Raw genomic sequence first — 18,116 nt, 5'->3', positions numbered from 1 at the left:
TATTAAAAGCCTCAAGATTATTCTTGAGGCTTTTTATCGAATGATTAGGATGTAAACCTGATTAAAAATACAAAAATATTAGGGTGATTATTACGAAAGGGCTCACCTCTTCCCATTCCGAACAGAGAAGTTAAGCCTTTCAGTGCCGATGGTACTGCTATTGCGGGAGAGTAGGTCATTGCCAGTTTTTATTTAAACCTCAAGATTTATTTCTTGAGGTTTTTTTATATTTTATACAGAAAGTATTATGATAATTTTTAATCATTCAACTAAATATTACGATTTAGTTTCATTCTTATTTTATGGATAATTAATTAAGAAGTTAAAACAAGTTTTTGAAAATTTTAAAAAAAATATAGTTCGGAATCTCACAAGATGTAACTATGTAAATCAATATTTTCTAATTTAACTTTATTTGATTAGTAATATTCTCAATTACTTTTGATAATTTCGGTCCAAGTGATAATTACCATTCAAAGAAATATGTATTTATTGATCCAATAATTGGTGAATTTTTCCTTGAAATTACGCATTGTTTGATATTGATTAAACTTCCCAATTTGTTTTCAATGGGTATTGTTTTGTGCTTTAAATTAACAAAAAGATAGTCAAAAATGCGAATCCATCTTCTTCTACTCCAATGCTTTTAATATATTTCCAAAAATGATAGTATTGCAAATATTTAAGCAAAATTCCATGTAGATTTTAATCCTTTGTTGATATAACATAAGTAATCAATAAAGCAATTCCAACAAATAGCATCATCAATTTTGAAAGATGCATAAATTCGGTTGTTAAAAATAATTTTTGAAAATGTAAACCTTCTGCAAGAGGAGAAGTGATGACTGAAATTTATATTAATCATTCCTAATTTAAAAATCATAACAGCAGGAAAAAATTCGAGTAAATACTTTTCTTCCAACCCATATAAAACTCAAACATCCAAAACCTAAAGCCAGTCAAAATTCAAAACACGGTACAATAAATTTGTAACTAATCTTTGGTAATGATAATAACCAAATTGTGTTAAAATATACATCATAGTAAATTCTACAGCGGCCAAACCTCTCAAAAACTTCGGAATAATCATCAATAAAACAGAAATCGTATAAGCAAAAGCTAATGCATCAAAAATGGGTTGAATACCTAACGCTAACATTGTAAAATAAACATGTAATATCCCAGTAATTTCGATGATTGTTGAAATTAGAATCGTGAGATTTATATTTTTTTGTCCAAAGAAGCTTCAAAAATTGGATTGATTTCTTTACAATTTTTGGAAATTTATTCTCTATAATTTGATTGAATTTGTTTTTTGTTTTTAAATGAGCTGTAAAAGAAATAAACCAGAATTAAAATTATGCCCAAAATAACTAATGATATCTACAAATCATTAAAATATTTGTTGACGAAAATACTATAAATAATGATGGATATACCTATGTTGAAAACCGTTAATAATCAAATAAAACCATAAATAGAACTTGCCTAAATTTATTTGTTTCAAATTGTTGTTTTTTTATTTGTTTGGGTAGATAAGCTAAAAAACTAATTCCGCCCGCTAGTAAAAAAACAATGATAAAATTTCGTTTGAGTTATAGATTGAATGTGCGCTAAAGTTTAAAAGTTAAACCATCTGCTTTGAAACATGTGATATACATTACAATTTGTAATGAAATATAGAGAAGAGTAATCACGAAACCGATTAATAACAAAAAAGGCTGCACTCTGGTTACTTGGAATAATTTGCATCATTTCTTTTCATTTGCTTTTGAAATATACAAATGTTCAATATAATAAGTCTTGCTATAACTTGTTGCCAAGATTTTTTTACATATTTTATAGTTTGTGGAAATTTAATTTTGGTATGACATTGATAAGTTTTATCAATTTAGGGAAAAATTAAAAATAAAAATTTATGATTAACTTGAAAATCTCCTATATTGAAAATAAAAATAAGATATGGAGACTGGATTAAATATACGTCAAGCTATTTTGAATGATGCAGATAGAATTTGGGAAATTTTGCAACAAGCAGTTGAGAAAAGAAAAGAGGAGGGAAGTAATCAATGGCAAAATGGTTATCCAAATCTAGACGTTGTAAAAAATGATATCTCAAATGGTTTTGGTTATATAATTGAGAATGATAATAATCTAATCATTGGATATGTTGCAATTATTGATGAGATAGAACCTGCTTATACAGCAATTGAAGGAAAATGGCTGAATGATGATCTATATATTGTCATACATCGATTGGCTGTTGCACAAGATGTTAAGATGAAAGGTTTGGGAACTTGGGCAATGACCGAAATCGAGAAGGTTGCAATTTCAAAAAACATACATACTATAAAAGTTGATACCAACTTTGATAATATTGGAATGTTGCGTGTTTTTGAAAAGTTAGGTTATCATTATTGTGGAGAAGTTTATTATGATGGAAGTCCAAGAAAAGCTTTTCAAAAAATTATTCAGGATTTAACATAATTGAAGATTTCAGATAGAATTTAGAAAAACTAAATAATCAAATTGATAAAATGATAAAAAGATTCCAAAAAAGGAATCTTTTTTTATGAATTTACATAGGATAATTATGTTTAAAATGTAAAATTAATATTTTAACCCCTAATTTTTATAGGGTGTAATTGAAAATAAATGATTTTATTTAAAAATAATCTAATTTTGATAGGGTTAAAATTAAAAACTTATGAAAGTCGGATTAAAATGGAAAGTAGCTTTTGCAATTATAACGCTAGTTGCATTCGCTGGATTATTTTGGAAACCAGTTGTAGATATTCCAAATACAGGAGAATTCCTTAGCGAAGAAAATATTGTAAATTCAGATGTCGCCTGGATTTTAGCAGCTGCAGGATTGGTGTTATTGATGACGCCAGGTTTATCATTTTTTTATGGTGGAATGGTGGGTAAACGAAATGTTATTTCTACCATGTTGCAAAGTTTTATTGCCTTAGGTGTGATTTCGATTTTGTGGGTTGTAGTTGGGTTTTCACTGTCTTTTGGTGAATCAATTGGTTTTACAATAAATGGAGAACATTACGGAATTATTGGTAATCCTTTAAGTTACCCATTTTTTAGTCATGTTGGAGCATTTCCACATAAAGACATGGCATCTACAATTCCATTTGTTTTATTTGCATTGTTTCAAATGAAATTTGCAGTCATTACACCAGCACTTGTAACTGGTTCTTTTGCTGAAAGAGTGCGTTTCATTTCATATTTATTGTTTATGATTTTATTTAGCTTAATCATTTACACACCGCTTTGTCATATGGTTTGGCATCCAGAAGGTTTATTGAATAAATATTTTGGAGTAAAAGATTTCGCTGGAGGAACTGTTGTTCATATGAGTGCTGGATTTGCAGCATTGGCAGGTGCTTTGGTGATAGGTAAACGTAAAAACAGAGAACACAAACCTGCAAATATTCCATTTGTTATGCTTGGAACAGGAATGTTATGGTTCGGATGGTTTGGTTTCAATGCTGGTTCAGCTTTGGGAGCAAATGCCACAGCAGCTTTAGCTTTCGGAACAACAACAATTGCTTCTGCTTCTGGAATGATGACATGGATACTTTTTGATAGAATTAATGGTCGTAGCGTTTCTGCTATGGGAGCATGTATAGGGGCTGTAGTTGGATTAGTAGCAATCACTCCAGCTTGTGGATTTGTTACAATTCCTGAAAGTATATTTTTTGGCTTTATTACTGCTATTGTCTCAAATGTAATGGTTCATTGGAAAGTATTAAAACGAGTTGACGATACTTTAGATGTTTTTGCATGTCATGGTGTCGGAGGAATAATGGGAATGATTTTGACAGCTATTTTTGCACATGGTGAAAATGCGAGTTTGTTACATGGCGGGGTGGATGTGTTTGCACATCATATGATTGCTTTGTTGTTTGTCTCGTTATTTACTTTTTTCGGTGCGATTGCTTTATTTTATATTACGGATAAAATGATTCACTTACGTGTGAGTGATAGAGCAGAGTTCGAAGGATTAGATTTGTCGCAACACGAGGAAAGTTTACATTAATTAAACAATGATATTATAAAAAAATCCGACTACTTTTTGTAGTCGGATTTTCAATTTATACTAATCCAGCACGCTTTAATAAAGCATCTGCTGTTGGTTTATGACCTCTAAATTCTTCGTACAATTTCATCGGTTCTACTGTTCCTCCAGATGATAAAAGTTTATAGAATTTTTGAGCTGTTTCTGGATTGAAAATTCCAGTTTCTTGGAAGAATGCAAAGGCATCTGCATCCAAAACTTCTGCCCATTTATATGAATAATAACCAGATGAATATCCACCTTGAAAAATATGAGAGAAGGATGTACTCATCATATTTTTATCAATTTCTGGATACAACTCTGTTTGTTTGAACGTTTCTTTTTCAAATTGTTGTAAATCATTAATTTCAGCCAAATCATTTGCATGATAAGCCATATCCAATAATCCAAAACTCAATTGACGAACAGTTTGATAACCTTCCATAAAACTTGAAGAAGCTTTTACTTTTTCAATTAATTCTTGCGGAATAATTCCTCCTGTTTGATAATGTTTTGCAAATAATTTTAAAGCTTCTGGTTCGTAACAGAAGTTTTCGTAAAATTGAGAGGGTAATTCAACAAAATCCCAATAAACATTTGTTCCAGAAAGACTTTCGTACGTTGTATTTGGTAACATTCCGTGTAGCGCATGTCCAAATTCGTGGAACAATGTTGTTACTTCCTGAAATGTCAATAAAGATGGCGTGTCTTTCGTTGGTTTTGTAAAATTACAAACAATCGAAACGTGCGGACGTTTGGTATTTCCATTCACATTAGAAGCTTCTCTATAACTTGTCATCCAAGCACCAGGGCGTTTTCCTGCACGCGGGAAAAAGTCTGCATACAATAAGCTTAAGAAGGCTCCATTTTTATCTAGAACTTCATAAGTTGTTACTTCATCGTTGTATTTATCAATGTTGTGAATTTCTTTAAACGTAATTCCATATAATTTTGTTGCGACATCAAAAGCTCCTTGAATTACATTTTCTAACTGAAAATAAGGTTTCAATTCTTCGTCAGAAAGACTGAATTTTTTCTGTTTTAGTTTTTCAGCATAATACGCATGATCCCAACGTTGCAATATTTCAATCCCATCAATTTCTTTTGCAAATGCAGTTAATTCTTCAATTTCTTTTTCTGCAAACGGTTTTGCTTTCTTTAATAAATCATTCAAGAAATCTAAAACTGTCGTAGGTGTTTTTGCCATACGTTCTTCCAAAACATAATCAGCATGCGTTTTATAACCTAATATTTTAGCACGTTCGTGACGAAGTTTTACAATGCTTTTGACATTTTCTTCGTTGTTAAATTCATTATTTTGATAAGCTTTTACACCATTTGCTCTAAACAATTTTTCTCTTAATTCACGATTTTCTGCGTATTGCATAAACGGAATATAGCTTGGTGTTTGCAACGTAATCAACCAACCTTCGTGATTTTTTTGTTCTGCATCAGCTTTTGCTTGATCAATCGCATATTGAGGTAAACCTTTCAAATCATTTTCATCAGTAATAATCAATTCGTATGCATTAGTTTCAGCCAAAACATTTTGACCAAATTGCAATGATAACATCGAAAGTTGTTTGTCAATTTCGCGTAATTTATTTTTGTCTTCTTCGTTTAGATTTGCACCATTTCTCGAAAAACCTTTGTATTTTTTTTCTAATAAATAAGCTTGTTCATCGGTTAAATTCAACGAATCCTTTTGATTATAAACGACTTTAATTCGTTCAAATAAATCTTGATTTAAGCGAACATCATTTCCAAATTCAGATAATAAAGGCGAAACTTCTTGTGCAATTTCTTGAATTTCATCATTCGTTTCAGCAGAATTAAGGTTGAAGAAAATAGAAGAAATTCGTCCTAATTTTTCACCAGAAAGTTCCATTGCTTCAATTGTGTTTGCAAAAGTTGGCGCTTCAGGATTTGCAGTAATTGCATCTATTTCTGCTTTTGCTTCTTCAATTGCTTGGATAAAAGCAGGTTTGTAGTCTTCATTTTTGATTTTAGAAAAAGGAGCACTTTCAAAAGGTGTTTCAAATTTTTCTAATAACGGATTTGCCATTTATAGTGTATTTTTTTAGTTAAAATATATTTGTTTGAACTCTTTCAAATTCTAATCCAAATGTAAGAAATCTGACAAATCGTCAAATTTAATGTGTGATTAATTTAGAGTTATTTACATTTGTTTTAAAAGTAAACAATTATGAGTGTAGCCTTAATATTCAACCAAAAACCAACAGAAGAATGGCAAAGAAATTTACAAGAATTGTTGCCAGATACGAAAGTTGAAGTTTATCCAAATATCTCAAATCCAGATGATGTAGAATTTATAGCAACTTGGAAACCGCACAAAAATTATGTGGCTGAATTTCCAAATCTAAAAGTTGTACAATCGGTTGGAGCAGGAATTGACCATTTGTTGCATACCAAAATTCCAGATTCAATAAAGGTGACACGTATTGTTGATCCTGCTTTGAAACAAGAAATGTTTGAACATGTTTTGGCTTGTGTTATGACTTCAATGAAAAATCTGTTGACGTATTATAAAGATCAAATTCGTAAAGAGTGGAAACCTACTACTTATCAAAATATCAAGGAAACAACAATTACAATTTTAGGATTAGGTGAAATCGGAAAGTTAGTAGCGGAGCAATTTGTTACTTTAGGTTTTCAAGTCAAAGGTTGGTCGAATTCGCCTAAAAATATAAATGGAGTAGAATCTTTTTCAGGAAAAGAAGGCTTGAATGCTGCGATTTCTAATACTAATTTTATTGTCAATATTTTGCCTTTGACAGACGATACAGAAGGTATTTTGAACAAAGATTTTTTTGCACAATGTTTAGCTCATACAGTTTTGGTGAATGTTGGTCGTGGAGCACATTTGGTCGAAAAGGATTTATTAATTGCAATCGAAGAAAAACAAATAAAAGAGGCTTATTTAGATGTTTTTGTAGAAGAACCTTTACCTGAAAATCACCCTTTTTGGACGAATGAAAATGTTTATGTAACGCCTCATATTGCGAGTGTTACAAATGCAACAACAGCTCTAAAACAAGTTGCAGATAACTACAACAGAATGAAAAATAACGAAGCTTTATTGAATGAAGTTTCATTAGAAAGAGGATATTAGATATACCAAAATGACGTAAGATTTTGTTAAAAAGACGCATTTATGTTTTTACTTGTCAAAAAAATCTTTTAACATTGTATTCGAAAAAATAAAAGTTAAAAATGAGTGATTATATTCAACTTTATTCAATTGATAATATTTTAAGAACTTACAAAGAAGAAGCAACTGATCGTCGGTTAGCAATCTTTGACGTAGGTCCTGAAAACAATTATTATTTTGTAAAACGAAAACCTTATAAGTTTACGTCGCTTGGGTTGATTTTAATTACTGCTGGAACATGTGAAATTACGGTGAATTTAGAACCAACGTTAATCAAACGTGATGATATTATTGTGGTTCTTCCAGGTCAGTTGTTCGAGATTATAGAGCACTCGGCTGATTTTGCTGTTCAAGCAATCTTCATTGATTCAGATTTGATTATTGAAGCTGGTTTTCACGTGAAATCCAATAATTTAGTAGAATTTTTGTCGTCTAAATATCCTAAAATCATTTCTTTAGATAAAAAGATTGTACGTGATATGCGCTACAATCTGAACAAGATTAGTAAATATACCATCAAGAACGAAAATATCTTTGCAAAAGATTTGGTTTTACATCACTTTTCAGTCTTGATGTACGAGATGGGAAATTACTACAACCAAGCTGTAATGGCGAAAAGTACAACGAAAGAAGTCAGAAAGGAGGAATTAGCTAAGCAGTTTTTGTATTTAGTTTCAACTCATTTTCGTCGTCAGCGTAATGTACAGTTTTATGCAGATGAAATGTTTATTAGTCGTAAGCATTTAACCAAAATTATCGTTGAAGTCTTTAATAAATCGCCTAAACAAATCATTGCCGAAGCCATTGTTTTAGAAGCTAAAGTCTTACTAAAGAACCCAAAATATAGTGTTTCTGATGTTGTGACAGAATTAAATTTTATTGATACTTCCGTTTTTAGTAAATTTTTCAAAAACTATGCAGGTGTTTCGCCAACAACTTTTATCGCTTCTAACTAATAATTGATGTAAATCAATGCAAATGTGAAAACTTTCTAAAAACGTCTTTTTGACATATTATTACGTTTATTTCGCTAACTAATTTGTTAAATTGGATAGACCTTTGTTGCTCAAATTTTAATTGATGCGTCTTTTAGTAGATAATCGATACATGAAATTTGAATGAAAAGAATTTTATGGTGGTAGATTTTACAAAAAAAATATTTGCACATATTTCAGCAATCGGTGGTTATGTGCCAGAGAATAAACGAACTAATTCCGATTTAGAAAAGATTACAGACACTTCTGATGAATGGATTGTAAAAAGAACGGGAATTAAAGAACGTCGTATTTTAGAGGAAGGTTTAGCGACTTCTGATATGGCGGTTAGTGCAATTCAGAATTTAATTGATACATACAAAAAAGACATCAAAGATGTTGATGCGTTGATTGTTGCGACTTCTACACCAGATATGTTGATGCCTGCTACAGCGAATATTGTATGCGAAAAGTTAGGAATAGAGAATGTTTGGGCATTTGATATGAATGCAGCTTGTTCTGGATTTTTGTACGCGTTGGACATGGGCGCTTCGTTGATTGAAAGCAGACGTTACAAAAATGTTTTGGTAATTGGTGCTGATAAAATCAGTGCGTATGTAGACATCAAAGATCGTTCGACAAATATTTTGTTTGGAGACGGAGCTGGAGTAGTTTGGTTAGAGCCTACAAACGAAGAAGGAATTTTAGATGCTTTGTTACAGAGTAACGGAACAGGAAAAGAATTCTTGAATATAGAAGGAGGTGGTTCTTTGTATCCAGCGAGTTCACAGTTGTTGGTTGATGAAAAACGTTACATTAGACAAGATGGGAAAATTGTATTCAAAAATGCAATTCAATCGATGAGTGATACGTGTGTCAATGTTTTGAAACGCAACGATTTTTCTGTAGAAGATGTAAATTGGTTGGTTCCGCATCAAGCAAATAAACGAATTATTGACGCTGTTGGTAATGAAATTAATATTGAAGAAGGTAAAACTTTAATCAATATTGAGAATTACGGAAACACAATTGCAGCGACAATTCCGTTGTGTATTTGGGAAAATACATCAAAATTAAAGAAAGGAGATTTATTGATGTTGACAGCCTTTGGTGCAGGTTTCTCTTGGGGAGCAAGCTTATTGCGTTGGACAATTTAATCAATAAAAATCATATATTTTTGTTCATAAAGAACGGCAATTTCTTGTCGTTCTTTTTTTTATTGTAAACCATTAAATTCTTCACCACACTTCTTGCATTTGAACACGTTTTTGTAGTAAATAGGGTATACCCAAAATATGATAGAAGATAATAAAGAAAGTAAGCCTTTTCCTCCTTTCATTGACTTGTAATTGCTGTAATACTCATTGCTTCCACATTTTGGACAAACAAGAATTTCATCCAAATCATTGGTGTAATTTGAAGCATCAATTTCTTCTAAAACTTTCATGGCGCGATCAGTATCTTCTTTCTTAATTTTTACTTTCACACCACCAATTGCATTCGATAAAAACTGATTCATCCCAACCGAATGTTCATCAAAAACAAAAGCATCAATTTGTTCACTTTCTAATTTTGAACGTAAAATATGTGCTTCAATAGGGTTTTCAAATGTTTTTAATGTAATAAGTTCCATGCTAATTGTGTTAAATATTCAATTCAATATCCGATATAAAATTAGTTCTTTTTATCTTAATGTCTTAAATTTTTTAGTAGATGAAAAATGTAATTCAATGTTTATTTTTAATTGTATTGATGATGAATACGACACATGCGCAAAACCTAAAACAAGTTGCTTATAAAGATGGTTCGCAAAAATTGAACGGTTTAATAACCGATAATATAACAAAGAAAAGTCCAGGAGTTTTGATTTTACCTGCTTGGAAAGGAGCTGATAACGAAGCAAAAAAAGCCGCAATAGATTTAGCAAAAGAAGGTTATATTGCGTTTGTTGCAGATATTTATGGAGAAGGAAACAATCCGAAAGATAATGCGGAAGCGGCTAAAATAGCAGGAAAATATAAGTCTGATCATGCAGCTTATCAAAAACGAATTGATTTGGCGTTGAAAGAGTTAATCAAAGCTGGTGCAGATCCAAGTAAAATTGCTGTAATTGGTTATTGTTTTGGAGGAACAGGCGCATTAGAAGCTGCTCGTGCACAATTAGCTGTTGTTGGCGTTGTTTCTATTCATGGTGGATTAGCAAAAGATTCGGCTCGAAAAAATATTCCTCTTAAAACAAAAGTTTTGATTGAACATCCTGCTGAAGATGAATCTGTAAAACCCGAAGATATTTCGAATTTAGTAATTGAAATGAACGAAGGAAAAACTGATTGGCAAATGATAACTTACGCAAATTCAAAACACACGTTTACCAATCCAGAATCACCTGATTACAATAAATTAATGGCAGATAGAGCTTGGCAACATACATTATTGTTTTTAGAAGAAGTATTGAAATAAAACCGTCAATTCGAGTGAGATTCTTTTTAGAGTTTTGTATCGAGAATAAGGTTTTAGAAGATAAAATTTATCTTAATTCTCGATACAATTTTAATAAAAACCGTAATATGTAAATCTACTGAATAAACAATTGTATCATTTCATACCAAAAAGCAGCTGTAAAAAAGCCTACAATAATACTGATTCCAATAATCAAATTGGTTAGTTTGGTGTTGAGTTTAAATTGTTCCGCAATAATACTCGATGTCACTAAAGTAGGCATAGCAGCTTCAAAAATAGAGATTTTAGCTACATCACCTTTTATTCCAATTACGATGGCTAAAAGCATTACAACTGCAGGTGCAATCATTAATTTGTAAACCATAGACATCGAAATTTGTGACCATAATTTTCTCCAACCATTAAACTTTAATTGCAATCCAACCGAAAATAAAGCCAATGGACCTACGGTTGCAGCTAATTTGTCGAAGAATGGTTCTGCAGGAGATAAGTCGATAAATTGAGATAAAATCAATGCACTAATACAACCTAAAAATGGAGGGAAAGTAAATAATCGTTTCAAGATAAATTTAGAATCTATTGCTCCAGATCCATTGCTTCCTCCTTTTAATGCAGAAACTATTCCGATGGTTGATAAGCACAAAAACATGGTTTGATCACAAATAATCGCAATACTTAAATATTTTTCTCCATAAAATGCTGAGATCAAAGGGAAACCAATAAAAGATGTATTGCTATAGCCGCTTGCCAATTCCAATGTTCTTCTCGAACGCTCCGAATAGCCTTTTGCTTTGCTGTAGAATTTCATGTAAAACAAACTTCCAACGGCAATAATGACAGTCGAAAAGATAGGGAATAGCATCTCTTGCGACCATTCTACTTTTGGTAAATACTTAAACGAGACTGCTGGTAAAGCCAAATATAAGATCCACGTATTGATCCCTTTATGTGCATCAGGATGTATAGATTTTGTTGCTTTAAACACCATTCCGGCGATTATGCAGACTGCGATTAATATAAAGTTTACCATTTTTAGATATTTGGAATGCAAAGTTACAATCCCATTTTTTTTTACCCTTAAGATATCACTTTTTATTCAATGCTTATTTTTTATAAAATGGCAAGATTAGATATATTTAATTTATTATTATTGAAAATTACTTTTGAATAACAATTTTCATTTTCCAAAATAGCTGTAAATGGAGTAGGAGTTATTGTATCAGTTGTAGGAAACCAAGTTGTTTTAATAAAGTAATTTGGTAATAATATTTTCCCTTCATCTGAGCCATTAGTACCAAAAGTTTCAAAATCTCCTTTCCAGAATTTAGATGTTGTTTTCTCTTCTAATACCAGATTGGTAGCTTCAATATCAGTTGTAGGTAAACCAATTTCAGAAATTCCTAAAATAGAATGTTGATCAAATTCTGCATCGTTCTCATAAGCTAAATTATAATGTGTAATCATCTCAGCAAGATTTCTACTTCCGTCATAGAAATAAAAAGATTGTGCATTCCAATTTTCGAAGTTTGCAATATGTTGATCAGTATTGGTGTTTAGGATTTTAGTTTTATTTTGTATCCAATCAAATGCCTTTTCGAATTGATTTTTACAAACTAAAAAACTGAAATGATAAATATATTCTTCGTCCGATTTTATAAAAGTTAATCTTGTCCAACCAACTTGTAAGCTAAACTGATTTTCGGTTTCTTCAATTAAATCAAAAGCTAAAATAGTCGTATAAAATGATTTCGTTTTTTCTAACTCATTTGTAAACAATTGTAATTCTCTTATTTTCATTCTGCGATTTTTTATAAAAGTAAATCAACAAAAAAGAAGAAAGTAACAAGTTGAATTGATTTAATTAATCGCGTTATAAGAAAACTGTTTAATCTACTTCATACTCCAATAAGGCGAGATATGGATTACCTTTTAACTCAAGAACTTTTGCAAAAGCAGGTTCAGTTTTGTAACCATTCTTTTTAAGTTCGATGATTTTGTTTTTGAATGACTCGTCAAATTTTTCAAGTAGTTTCGCCTCAATGAGCATATGTCGATAGGCATTTTGTTCGGTTGGAATCTTATTCTCTAAATAAATCTCAATTTCAAATGTATCAATTCTAAAATTACACGTCAAACAAGTTTCGTTATTGTTTGTTAATTGATCGATTTTGAATTCAATATGATGAGAAAAATTCTTTGATAAATGATTTGCGGCCTTTTCAAAATTAGACGTTTCACCAATAATATCAATGTCACTATTTTCAATATTGATTTCAATCGGAATTGTACCTATTACAATAGGTTTGTATGTGTCAAGTTTTTCTAAAATTTGATGATTGCGCAACAAATGAAACACATTGTGTTGTATTTCATTTCCGTGTTCTAAATAATCAATGGTAAGAAAATTTTGCATCATTTTATTCTCATCATAGTTACCAAAGAAGTAGCCGCATGCGTTTCTTTATTCGTTGTTTCGTCAACTACAAAAATCTCTGTGCGTATGGTACTTATCTTTTTTCCGCCTTTTATCACATAGGCTTTTGAGAGTAAATAATCACCCAAAGCAGGTCGTAAATAATTCACTTTTAACTCAACTGTTACCACATAACAATCGTCGTCATAGTGAGAAACAGCAGCATAACCAGATGAAACATCAACCAAAGAAGCAATCATAGCACCATTAAACATTCCGTGTTTACGTGTCATCATTTCTTGTTTCGGAATCTTAATCGAAACATAGTCTGTTTCGCATTCGATAAGTGATGCGTTATAAAATTTTAAGGTTTCCGAACGATTAAAACTTGCTTCTACTAATTCTCTTTTTTCTGACGTCATATAAAATTGCTTTCAACAAATATAGAGATTTGTCGAAAGCAATTTCAGTTATGCAGTTACGTTATTCAAGTTTTCTTCTCTGATAATTGTATTTTGATGCGACAAAATTACTTTATCCAAACCGCGGTAATAATTCCCTTTGTCGACGGTAATCAATAAATTATTTTTCGGAATTTTATTGATAATCTTATCGTTCGGGAAATGTTGTTTCGAGTTTTTGAAGGTAATAAATACATCATCTTCAGTTAGATTTTTGACATCATCTTCCGAAATAATATCAATCAATTCATAAGGTAAATAAAGTTGATCGAAGATATAATGAAACGTTTTAAGGCGTTTTCCGTTCAATTCTTTGCTATGTTGCAAAAAGTTTCTCAATCTATGTACAACAGCGTAGAAATTACCCACCAAAGGTGGTTTGGGAATATTACGCTCGAACAAGCAACCATCAATCAAACTAAGCGGAAGTTTAATATTCAATTCATCTGTTTTTACATTGTATAGATGACGATAATCCAAACCTCTTCTCTTGAATTCTTCGATAATATGATCTTTTAGCGCAGGAACTGTAATAGGTAATTGTTGGTTGATAAAATCGACCAGTTTTTCATCTGATATAGGAGCTAAATTAAGCTCAGAAATGTTTTGTGACATACAATAAATAGTTAAAATAAAACAATTATTGTATTTCGATAATAGGGGATTTTTCGTTGTTTTTGGATGAACTCCCGTATTGTTTTACCACCGTGGAGACTCCTCTCGGTTGGTATCGTTTTCTACGATTCGAAATACGATGTAAAACTACATAAAAAATTGAATATATAGTAATCTATTCTGATAATTTTATTTTAAAACGATTATTTAGAATAATATTCTAAATAGGATTTTGTATCGAGAATAAGGTTTTAGAAGATAAAATTCTATTCTCGATACAATTTTTATTCATTACATTTCTAAAAATCACTCGAATTGACGAATTTTATTCAAATTATATAATAGGCTATAACTAATAAAATAAAGATTGTCAAGTTGAATTTATTTCAACTTCTCATCAAGAAAACTCCTCTATAATCTCCTCAAGGAGATATTTTTTACCTATTGTCATTCTGAATGAATCGTTAGTGGAATGAAGAATCTAAATTAATAAGTTTATTATCCGAATGTGACCCTGAAACGAGTTCAGGGTGACTTAACGAGTCTATCAAGTTGAATTCATTTCAACTTCTCATCAAGAAAACACCTCTATAATCTCCTCAAGTAGATATTTTTACCTATTGTCATTCTGAATGAATCGTTAACGGAAATGAAGAATCTAAACGAATAAGTTTATAATCAGAATGTGACCCTGAAACGAGTTCAGGGTGACTTAACGAGTCCGTCAAGCTGAATTCATTTCAGCTTCTCATCAAGAAAATACCTTTATAATCTCCTCAAGAAGATATTTCGACTTCGCTATTATAAATAGAGATTTAGAAAATTTTACAAATAATTAAGAAAAAATTAATTGTTTGCCGAAAATTATTTTATACATTTGAATAATAAAGTAATTAAAAAATGAAGTTTACGTGCTTATATATGTCGATTCGCAAACAGGTTTGGAATATCCAGACGTGGGAAAGTCATGTATACTAAAAAGAGATTTTATTTTTTAATATATTTTAGGTTTCCCCGTCGATTTTCGATGGGGATTTTTTTTAAACAAAAACAACAATTACCAATATAAAATTAAAAACAATGCAAAGTTTACAACAAGTAACGATCCCAGTTTGGCCCTTAGAGGACAACACAATCTTAAACAATGTTTCGGTAACATTTCAACTTTTTGGACTTCCATTAGGAACAGCTCCAGTCATTTTGATTAACCATTCCTTACACGGAGATTCAGATTGTACCTATCATTGGGATGGAGTCATGGGGAAAAACAAAGCAATTGATCTTAATGAGTATACGGTAATCTGTATAGATATTCCTGGAAATGGCGTTTCCGAAACCATAAAGTACGATTATATACCACGCGATCACATTACAGCACGCGATGTAGCGGTATTGTTTTGGTTGACGTTATTTGAATTGGAAGTAGACGAGATTTTTGCCATTATTGGTGCAGATTTAGGTGGAGGATTAGCATGGGAAATGGCATGTTTGTTTCCAAATAAGGTGCTGAATATTATTCCGATAGCAGCAAGTCCTAAGACAACATATTGGTTGGTAAAAGAGCCCACTTCTAAAAGCGAATACCTGAAATCTATTTTCTATTCGATAGATATATCACGCAATAGAGGCGATATATTGCAAGTTTCGCAATACATCAAATCGAAGATACATGTGATTTATGTGAAGGACGGAAACTTGTTCAACAAAGCAGAATTGAAACGTTATTACGCCAAACTGCAAGAGTTTAACAAACATGTGCAGTTTCATGAAATAGAACAAATAGAAAACAACGAATTATTGAAAGCCAATATCGATGAGGTTGAAAAAATAGTAGACGGTATCCTCGAAAAAGAGTTTATTAATAATGTCGCATAAAACAAAAAGCTCCTGCAAGGGAGCTTTTTGTATTTGTGGTATAGGTGTATTTTGTCTGAAATATTGAGTTGTGCAACAGTTACCGATGTTGTACGCCGTATTTTTAAGGTTTCCATTTGTCCATTATAAACTTTTGAATTTTTTTACCTCTTTCAATAATTGTTTTATCATTCCAATCTTCAAAACTAACTAATTCTCTTTCCGAACAGAAATCAGAATTGATATATAGTTGTTTTTTAGAACTAAAAGTTTTATTTGTCAAAGAGCTGTTTTGGAAAGTCAGAACTAGATTCCCAAGAAGGTTAATGTTTTCAAGAGGTTTTATTCCTGCCATCAAATTTTGTGGAGCAATATGTTCAATGGTTATTTTGTTATTTTTAGTTAATTCTTGAATCGTTCCAAAATCAAATTTGGATTTTAGTTCATTTTGCAGATAATATTCATAGTCAAGTAAAATTAGTTTTAGTGCATTCTGAGAAAGGGTGTTATAAACGCTTAAATTAATAATTGATTTTCTCAAATCAAGATTATTACTGTTTTTTTCAATCAAATTACGAAGTTCTTTCTTTAATTCAGTGAAATTTATTTTGTTTGAATAAACTTTATGTGCTAAATCAAATATTACAGAAATACCTGTGTTACCTCTTCGGTTTCCAAAAATAAAAACTCTAATTGTAAAAATCTCTAAGATTTCATTGATTGAAATTAGAAAATCAGGTTTAAATTTTTTATTTGTTAGGATTGCAAGATAAAGCGGAAGAAAACTTTCAATTTTACCTAAAGTTTCAAGACGGAAAAAAGATTTATTAATTTCCTCATTGTCAAATTCTTGATTTAAGATTTGTAGGTAGAAAGTAGAACATTTATGCAAAAAATTATTAAAATCTTTAATTTCTTTTATTTTTTTATCTCTTTGAGTGCCATCATTATCAAAGAGATTCTTTTTAGCAAATATTTCCCGTTGTTTTATTAGTTCAGTTTTAATTTTCTTTGGAATATCTGACAAATCTTTACTATCACCAACATAAGCAATGTAACAATTCTTCAAAAATGAATTTTCAATTCTTGCGGTTGAATAGTTTTCAATCGCCATTAAATCAGTAAATATTTCTCCAAATTTTTTGTTTATTTCTTTTGCTAATGATTTTTCATTTAATCTATTTGTTAAATAAATAAGATAATTTTTTACTTTATCAATATCAGACAAAGGAAGTCCTCTATCATTCATTGTCTCAAAAATTAAACCTACTTCAGATTCTTCTTCCAATTCAAATATATTTACTTTAAATTTAGAAAGGAGATTATTGTAAATATTTATGAGCGTATTTATTGATGTATATCTTTGCAAAAATGTATGAAAATACACACGAGTAAAAAGCAAATTTTTCTGTGTTTTTGTTGTCGGGAGAAGCTTTTTAATACTATTTATGTCAAAGTCTGTAATCAAGGTATAAAAAAACTCTTGATTACTTTTGTTGTTCAAGCGCAAAAGAGATTTTTCCTTATTAATTACGCTTCTTATAATTACATCGTCTGCTTCTAAAGGTTTTATTTCACTTATTCTGTGATAAATACTGATTAAAAGTAAATGAAATGTTGTCAATCTTTGTTGTCCATCAACGATATCGTATTTTGTTAGATTTGTAATTCCAATTTTTTCCTGTCCTGCTTTAATCAAAGTAATTGTTCCTGCATAATGCTCTTTTATGAATTCAACATCGCCTAAATCATTTAATAGATCATCTAATTGGTCTTTTGTCCAAGAATAACCTCTTTGATATTCGGGAATTGTAAAAATTCCATAGTTTAAAAATTTTTCTACTGTGTCAAATTTCATAAATGCTGTGCTTTAGGCGGTTTTTTGGATAATATGGCGTATAACGGAAAAAGTATTGGCGAAGTGCGGGCTTTCGAAGAACTAAAAGTTCAAGAATTCAGAAACGTAGCAAATGGCTTTTTCAGATTGTTAAATTAATAAAAAAATCAAGATGAAAAGCCAATTTGCGGATAAATATCTAAAATAGTTTAACTTAGACTTTAACCCCGCCTTTTGCAAATACAATGTGCTTGTTGCACA

16 protein-coding genes, 1 rRNA gene and 1 riboswitch are annotated in these 18,116 nt (G+C 30.7%); of the genes, 8 read left to right on the top strand and 9 right to left on the bottom strand.

The window, feature by feature from the left end; translation table 11 throughout:
• Window positions 1–79 precede the first annotated feature (79 nt).
• A 5S ribosomal RNA gene (rrf, locus tag B3J26_RS11755) occupies window positions 80–187 on the top strand.
• Between the two features lie 762 nt (window positions 188–949).
• Here the strand turns inward: rrf and B3J26_RS11750 are convergent.
• Window positions 950–1,159: a hypothetical protein gene (locus B3J26_RS11750; protein ID WP_349679522.1), complete on the bottom strand. Its 210-nt coding sequence runs from the start codon at window positions 1,157–1,159 to the stop codon at window positions 950–952.
• An 803-nt stretch (window positions 1,160–1,962) separates the two neighbouring features.
• Between B3J26_RS11750 and B3J26_RS11745 the strand changes: the two genes are divergently transcribed.
• On the top strand, window positions 1,963–2,487 hold the full coding sequence (locus tag B3J26_RS11745) for a GNAT family N-acetyltransferase (RefSeq protein ID WP_286496343.1): 525 nt from the start codon (window positions 1,963–1,965) through the stop codon (window positions 2,485–2,487).
• 220 nt (window positions 2,488–2,707) lie between these two features.
• Window positions 2,708–4,051, top strand: coding sequence for an ammonium transporter (locus B3J26_RS11740; RefSeq protein WP_291074658.1), 1,344 nt, complete (start codon window positions 2,708–2,710; stop codon window positions 4,049–4,051).
• A 55-nt stretch (window positions 4,052–4,106) separates the two neighbouring features.
• Here B3J26_RS11740 and B3J26_RS11735 read toward each other — a convergent pair whose 3' ends face one another.
• Entirely contained in the window at window positions 4,107–6,134 is a 2,028-nt protein-coding gene (locus B3J26_RS11735; protein WP_291074657.1) for a M3 family metallopeptidase, read from the bottom strand.
• A 141-nt stretch (window positions 6,135–6,275) separates the two neighbouring features.
• Here B3J26_RS11735 and B3J26_RS11730 point away from each other — a divergent pair, with 141 nt between their 5' ends.
• From B3J26_RS11730 to B3J26_RS11720, 3 genes are all read left to right on the top strand, one after another.
• A complete protein-coding gene (locus B3J26_RS11730; protein ID WP_291074656.1) occupies window positions 6,276–7,202 on the top strand; it encodes a 2-hydroxyacid dehydrogenase in 927 nt (308 codons plus the stop codon).
• A gap of 101 nt (window positions 7,203–7,303) precedes the next feature.
• Entirely contained in the window at window positions 7,304–8,197 is an 894-nt protein-coding gene (locus tag B3J26_RS11725; RefSeq protein WP_038337196.1) for a helix-turn-helix domain-containing protein, read from the top strand.
• Window positions 8,198–8,373: 176 nt separating this feature from the next.
• Window positions 8,374–9,372: a beta-ketoacyl-ACP synthase III gene (locus B3J26_RS11720; RefSeq protein WP_115001184.1), complete on the top strand. Its 999-nt coding sequence runs from the start codon at window positions 8,374–8,376 to the stop codon at window positions 9,370–9,372.
• A gap of 59 nt (window positions 9,373–9,431) precedes the next feature.
• On the opposite strand, the gene B3J26_RS11715 is transcribed toward B3J26_RS11720, so the two are convergent.
• Complete coding sequence (locus tag B3J26_RS11715) at window positions 9,432–9,848, bottom strand: DUF2007 domain-containing protein (protein WP_291074655.1); 417 nt, start codon at window positions 9,846–9,848, stop codon at window positions 9,432–9,434.
• A gap of 80 nt (window positions 9,849–9,928) precedes the next feature.
• Between B3J26_RS11715 and B3J26_RS11710 the strand changes: the two genes are divergently transcribed.
• Window positions 9,929–10,675 carry a dienelactone hydrolase family protein gene (locus B3J26_RS11710; RefSeq protein ID WP_291074654.1) on the top strand — a complete coding sequence of 249 codons (747 nt, stop codon included), beginning with the start codon at window positions 9,929–9,931 and terminating at the stop codon, window positions 10,673–10,675.
• 115 nt (window positions 10,676–10,790) lie between these two features.
• On the opposite strand, the gene B3J26_RS11705 is transcribed toward B3J26_RS11710, so the two are convergent.
• The 5 genes from B3J26_RS11705 to B3J26_RS11685 form a co-directional block, all read right to left on the bottom strand.
• Window positions 10,791–11,705 (bottom strand): AEC family transporter, encoded by a 915-nt coding sequence (locus tag B3J26_RS11705; protein WP_038337191.1) that lies wholly within the window; start codon window positions 11,703–11,705, stop codon window positions 10,791–10,793.
• Between the two features lie 80 nt (window positions 11,706–11,785).
• Entirely contained in the window at window positions 11,786–12,472 is a 687-nt protein-coding gene (locus B3J26_RS11700) for a VOC family protein (RefSeq protein ID WP_291074653.1), read from the bottom strand.
• 88 nt (window positions 12,473–12,560) lie between these two features.
• Window positions 12,561–13,088, bottom strand: coding sequence for a DUF4269 domain-containing protein (locus tag B3J26_RS11695; protein ID WP_291074652.1), 528 nt, complete (start codon window positions 13,086–13,088; stop codon window positions 12,561–12,563).
• A complete protein-coding gene (locus B3J26_RS11690; protein ID WP_291074651.1) occupies window positions 13,088–13,510 on the bottom strand; it encodes a PaaI family thioesterase in 423 nt (140 codons plus the stop codon). Before B3J26_RS11690 ends, B3J26_RS11695 begins: the two co-directional genes overlap by 1 nt.
• Before the next feature lie 48 nt (window positions 13,511–13,558).
• Complete coding sequence (locus B3J26_RS11685) at window positions 13,559–14,164, bottom strand: hypothetical protein (RefSeq protein WP_291074650.1); 606 nt, start codon at window positions 14,162–14,164, stop codon at window positions 13,559–13,561.
• A gap of 48 nt (window positions 14,165–14,212) precedes the next feature.
• Window positions 14,213–14,307, bottom strand: a riboswitch (SAM-I-IV-variant riboswitch).
• Between the two features lie 937 nt (window positions 14,308–15,244).
• On the opposite strand from B3J26_RS11685, the gene B3J26_RS11680 reads away from it, so the two are divergent.
• Window positions 15,245–16,039 (top strand): alpha/beta fold hydrolase, encoded by a 795-nt coding sequence (locus tag B3J26_RS11680; protein WP_291074649.1) that lies wholly within the window; start codon window positions 15,245–15,247, stop codon window positions 16,037–16,039.
• 103 nt (window positions 16,040–16,142) lie between these two features.
• Here the strand turns inward: B3J26_RS11680 and B3J26_RS11675 are convergent, their stop codons facing one another.
• Window positions 16,143–17,876 (bottom strand): DUF262 domain-containing protein, encoded by a 1,734-nt coding sequence (locus tag B3J26_RS11675; protein ID WP_280038207.1) that lies wholly within the window; start codon window positions 17,874–17,876, stop codon window positions 16,143–16,145.
• Window positions 17,877–18,116 lie beyond the last annotated feature (240 nt).

Source organism: Empedobacter sp. UBA5987 (assembly GCF_002429865.1).
Lineage (GTDB): Bacteria > Bacteroidota > Bacteroidia > Flavobacteriales > Weeksellaceae > Empedobacter > Empedobacter falsenii_B.
This window is presented reverse-complemented; position numbering and strand designations above follow the sequence as displayed.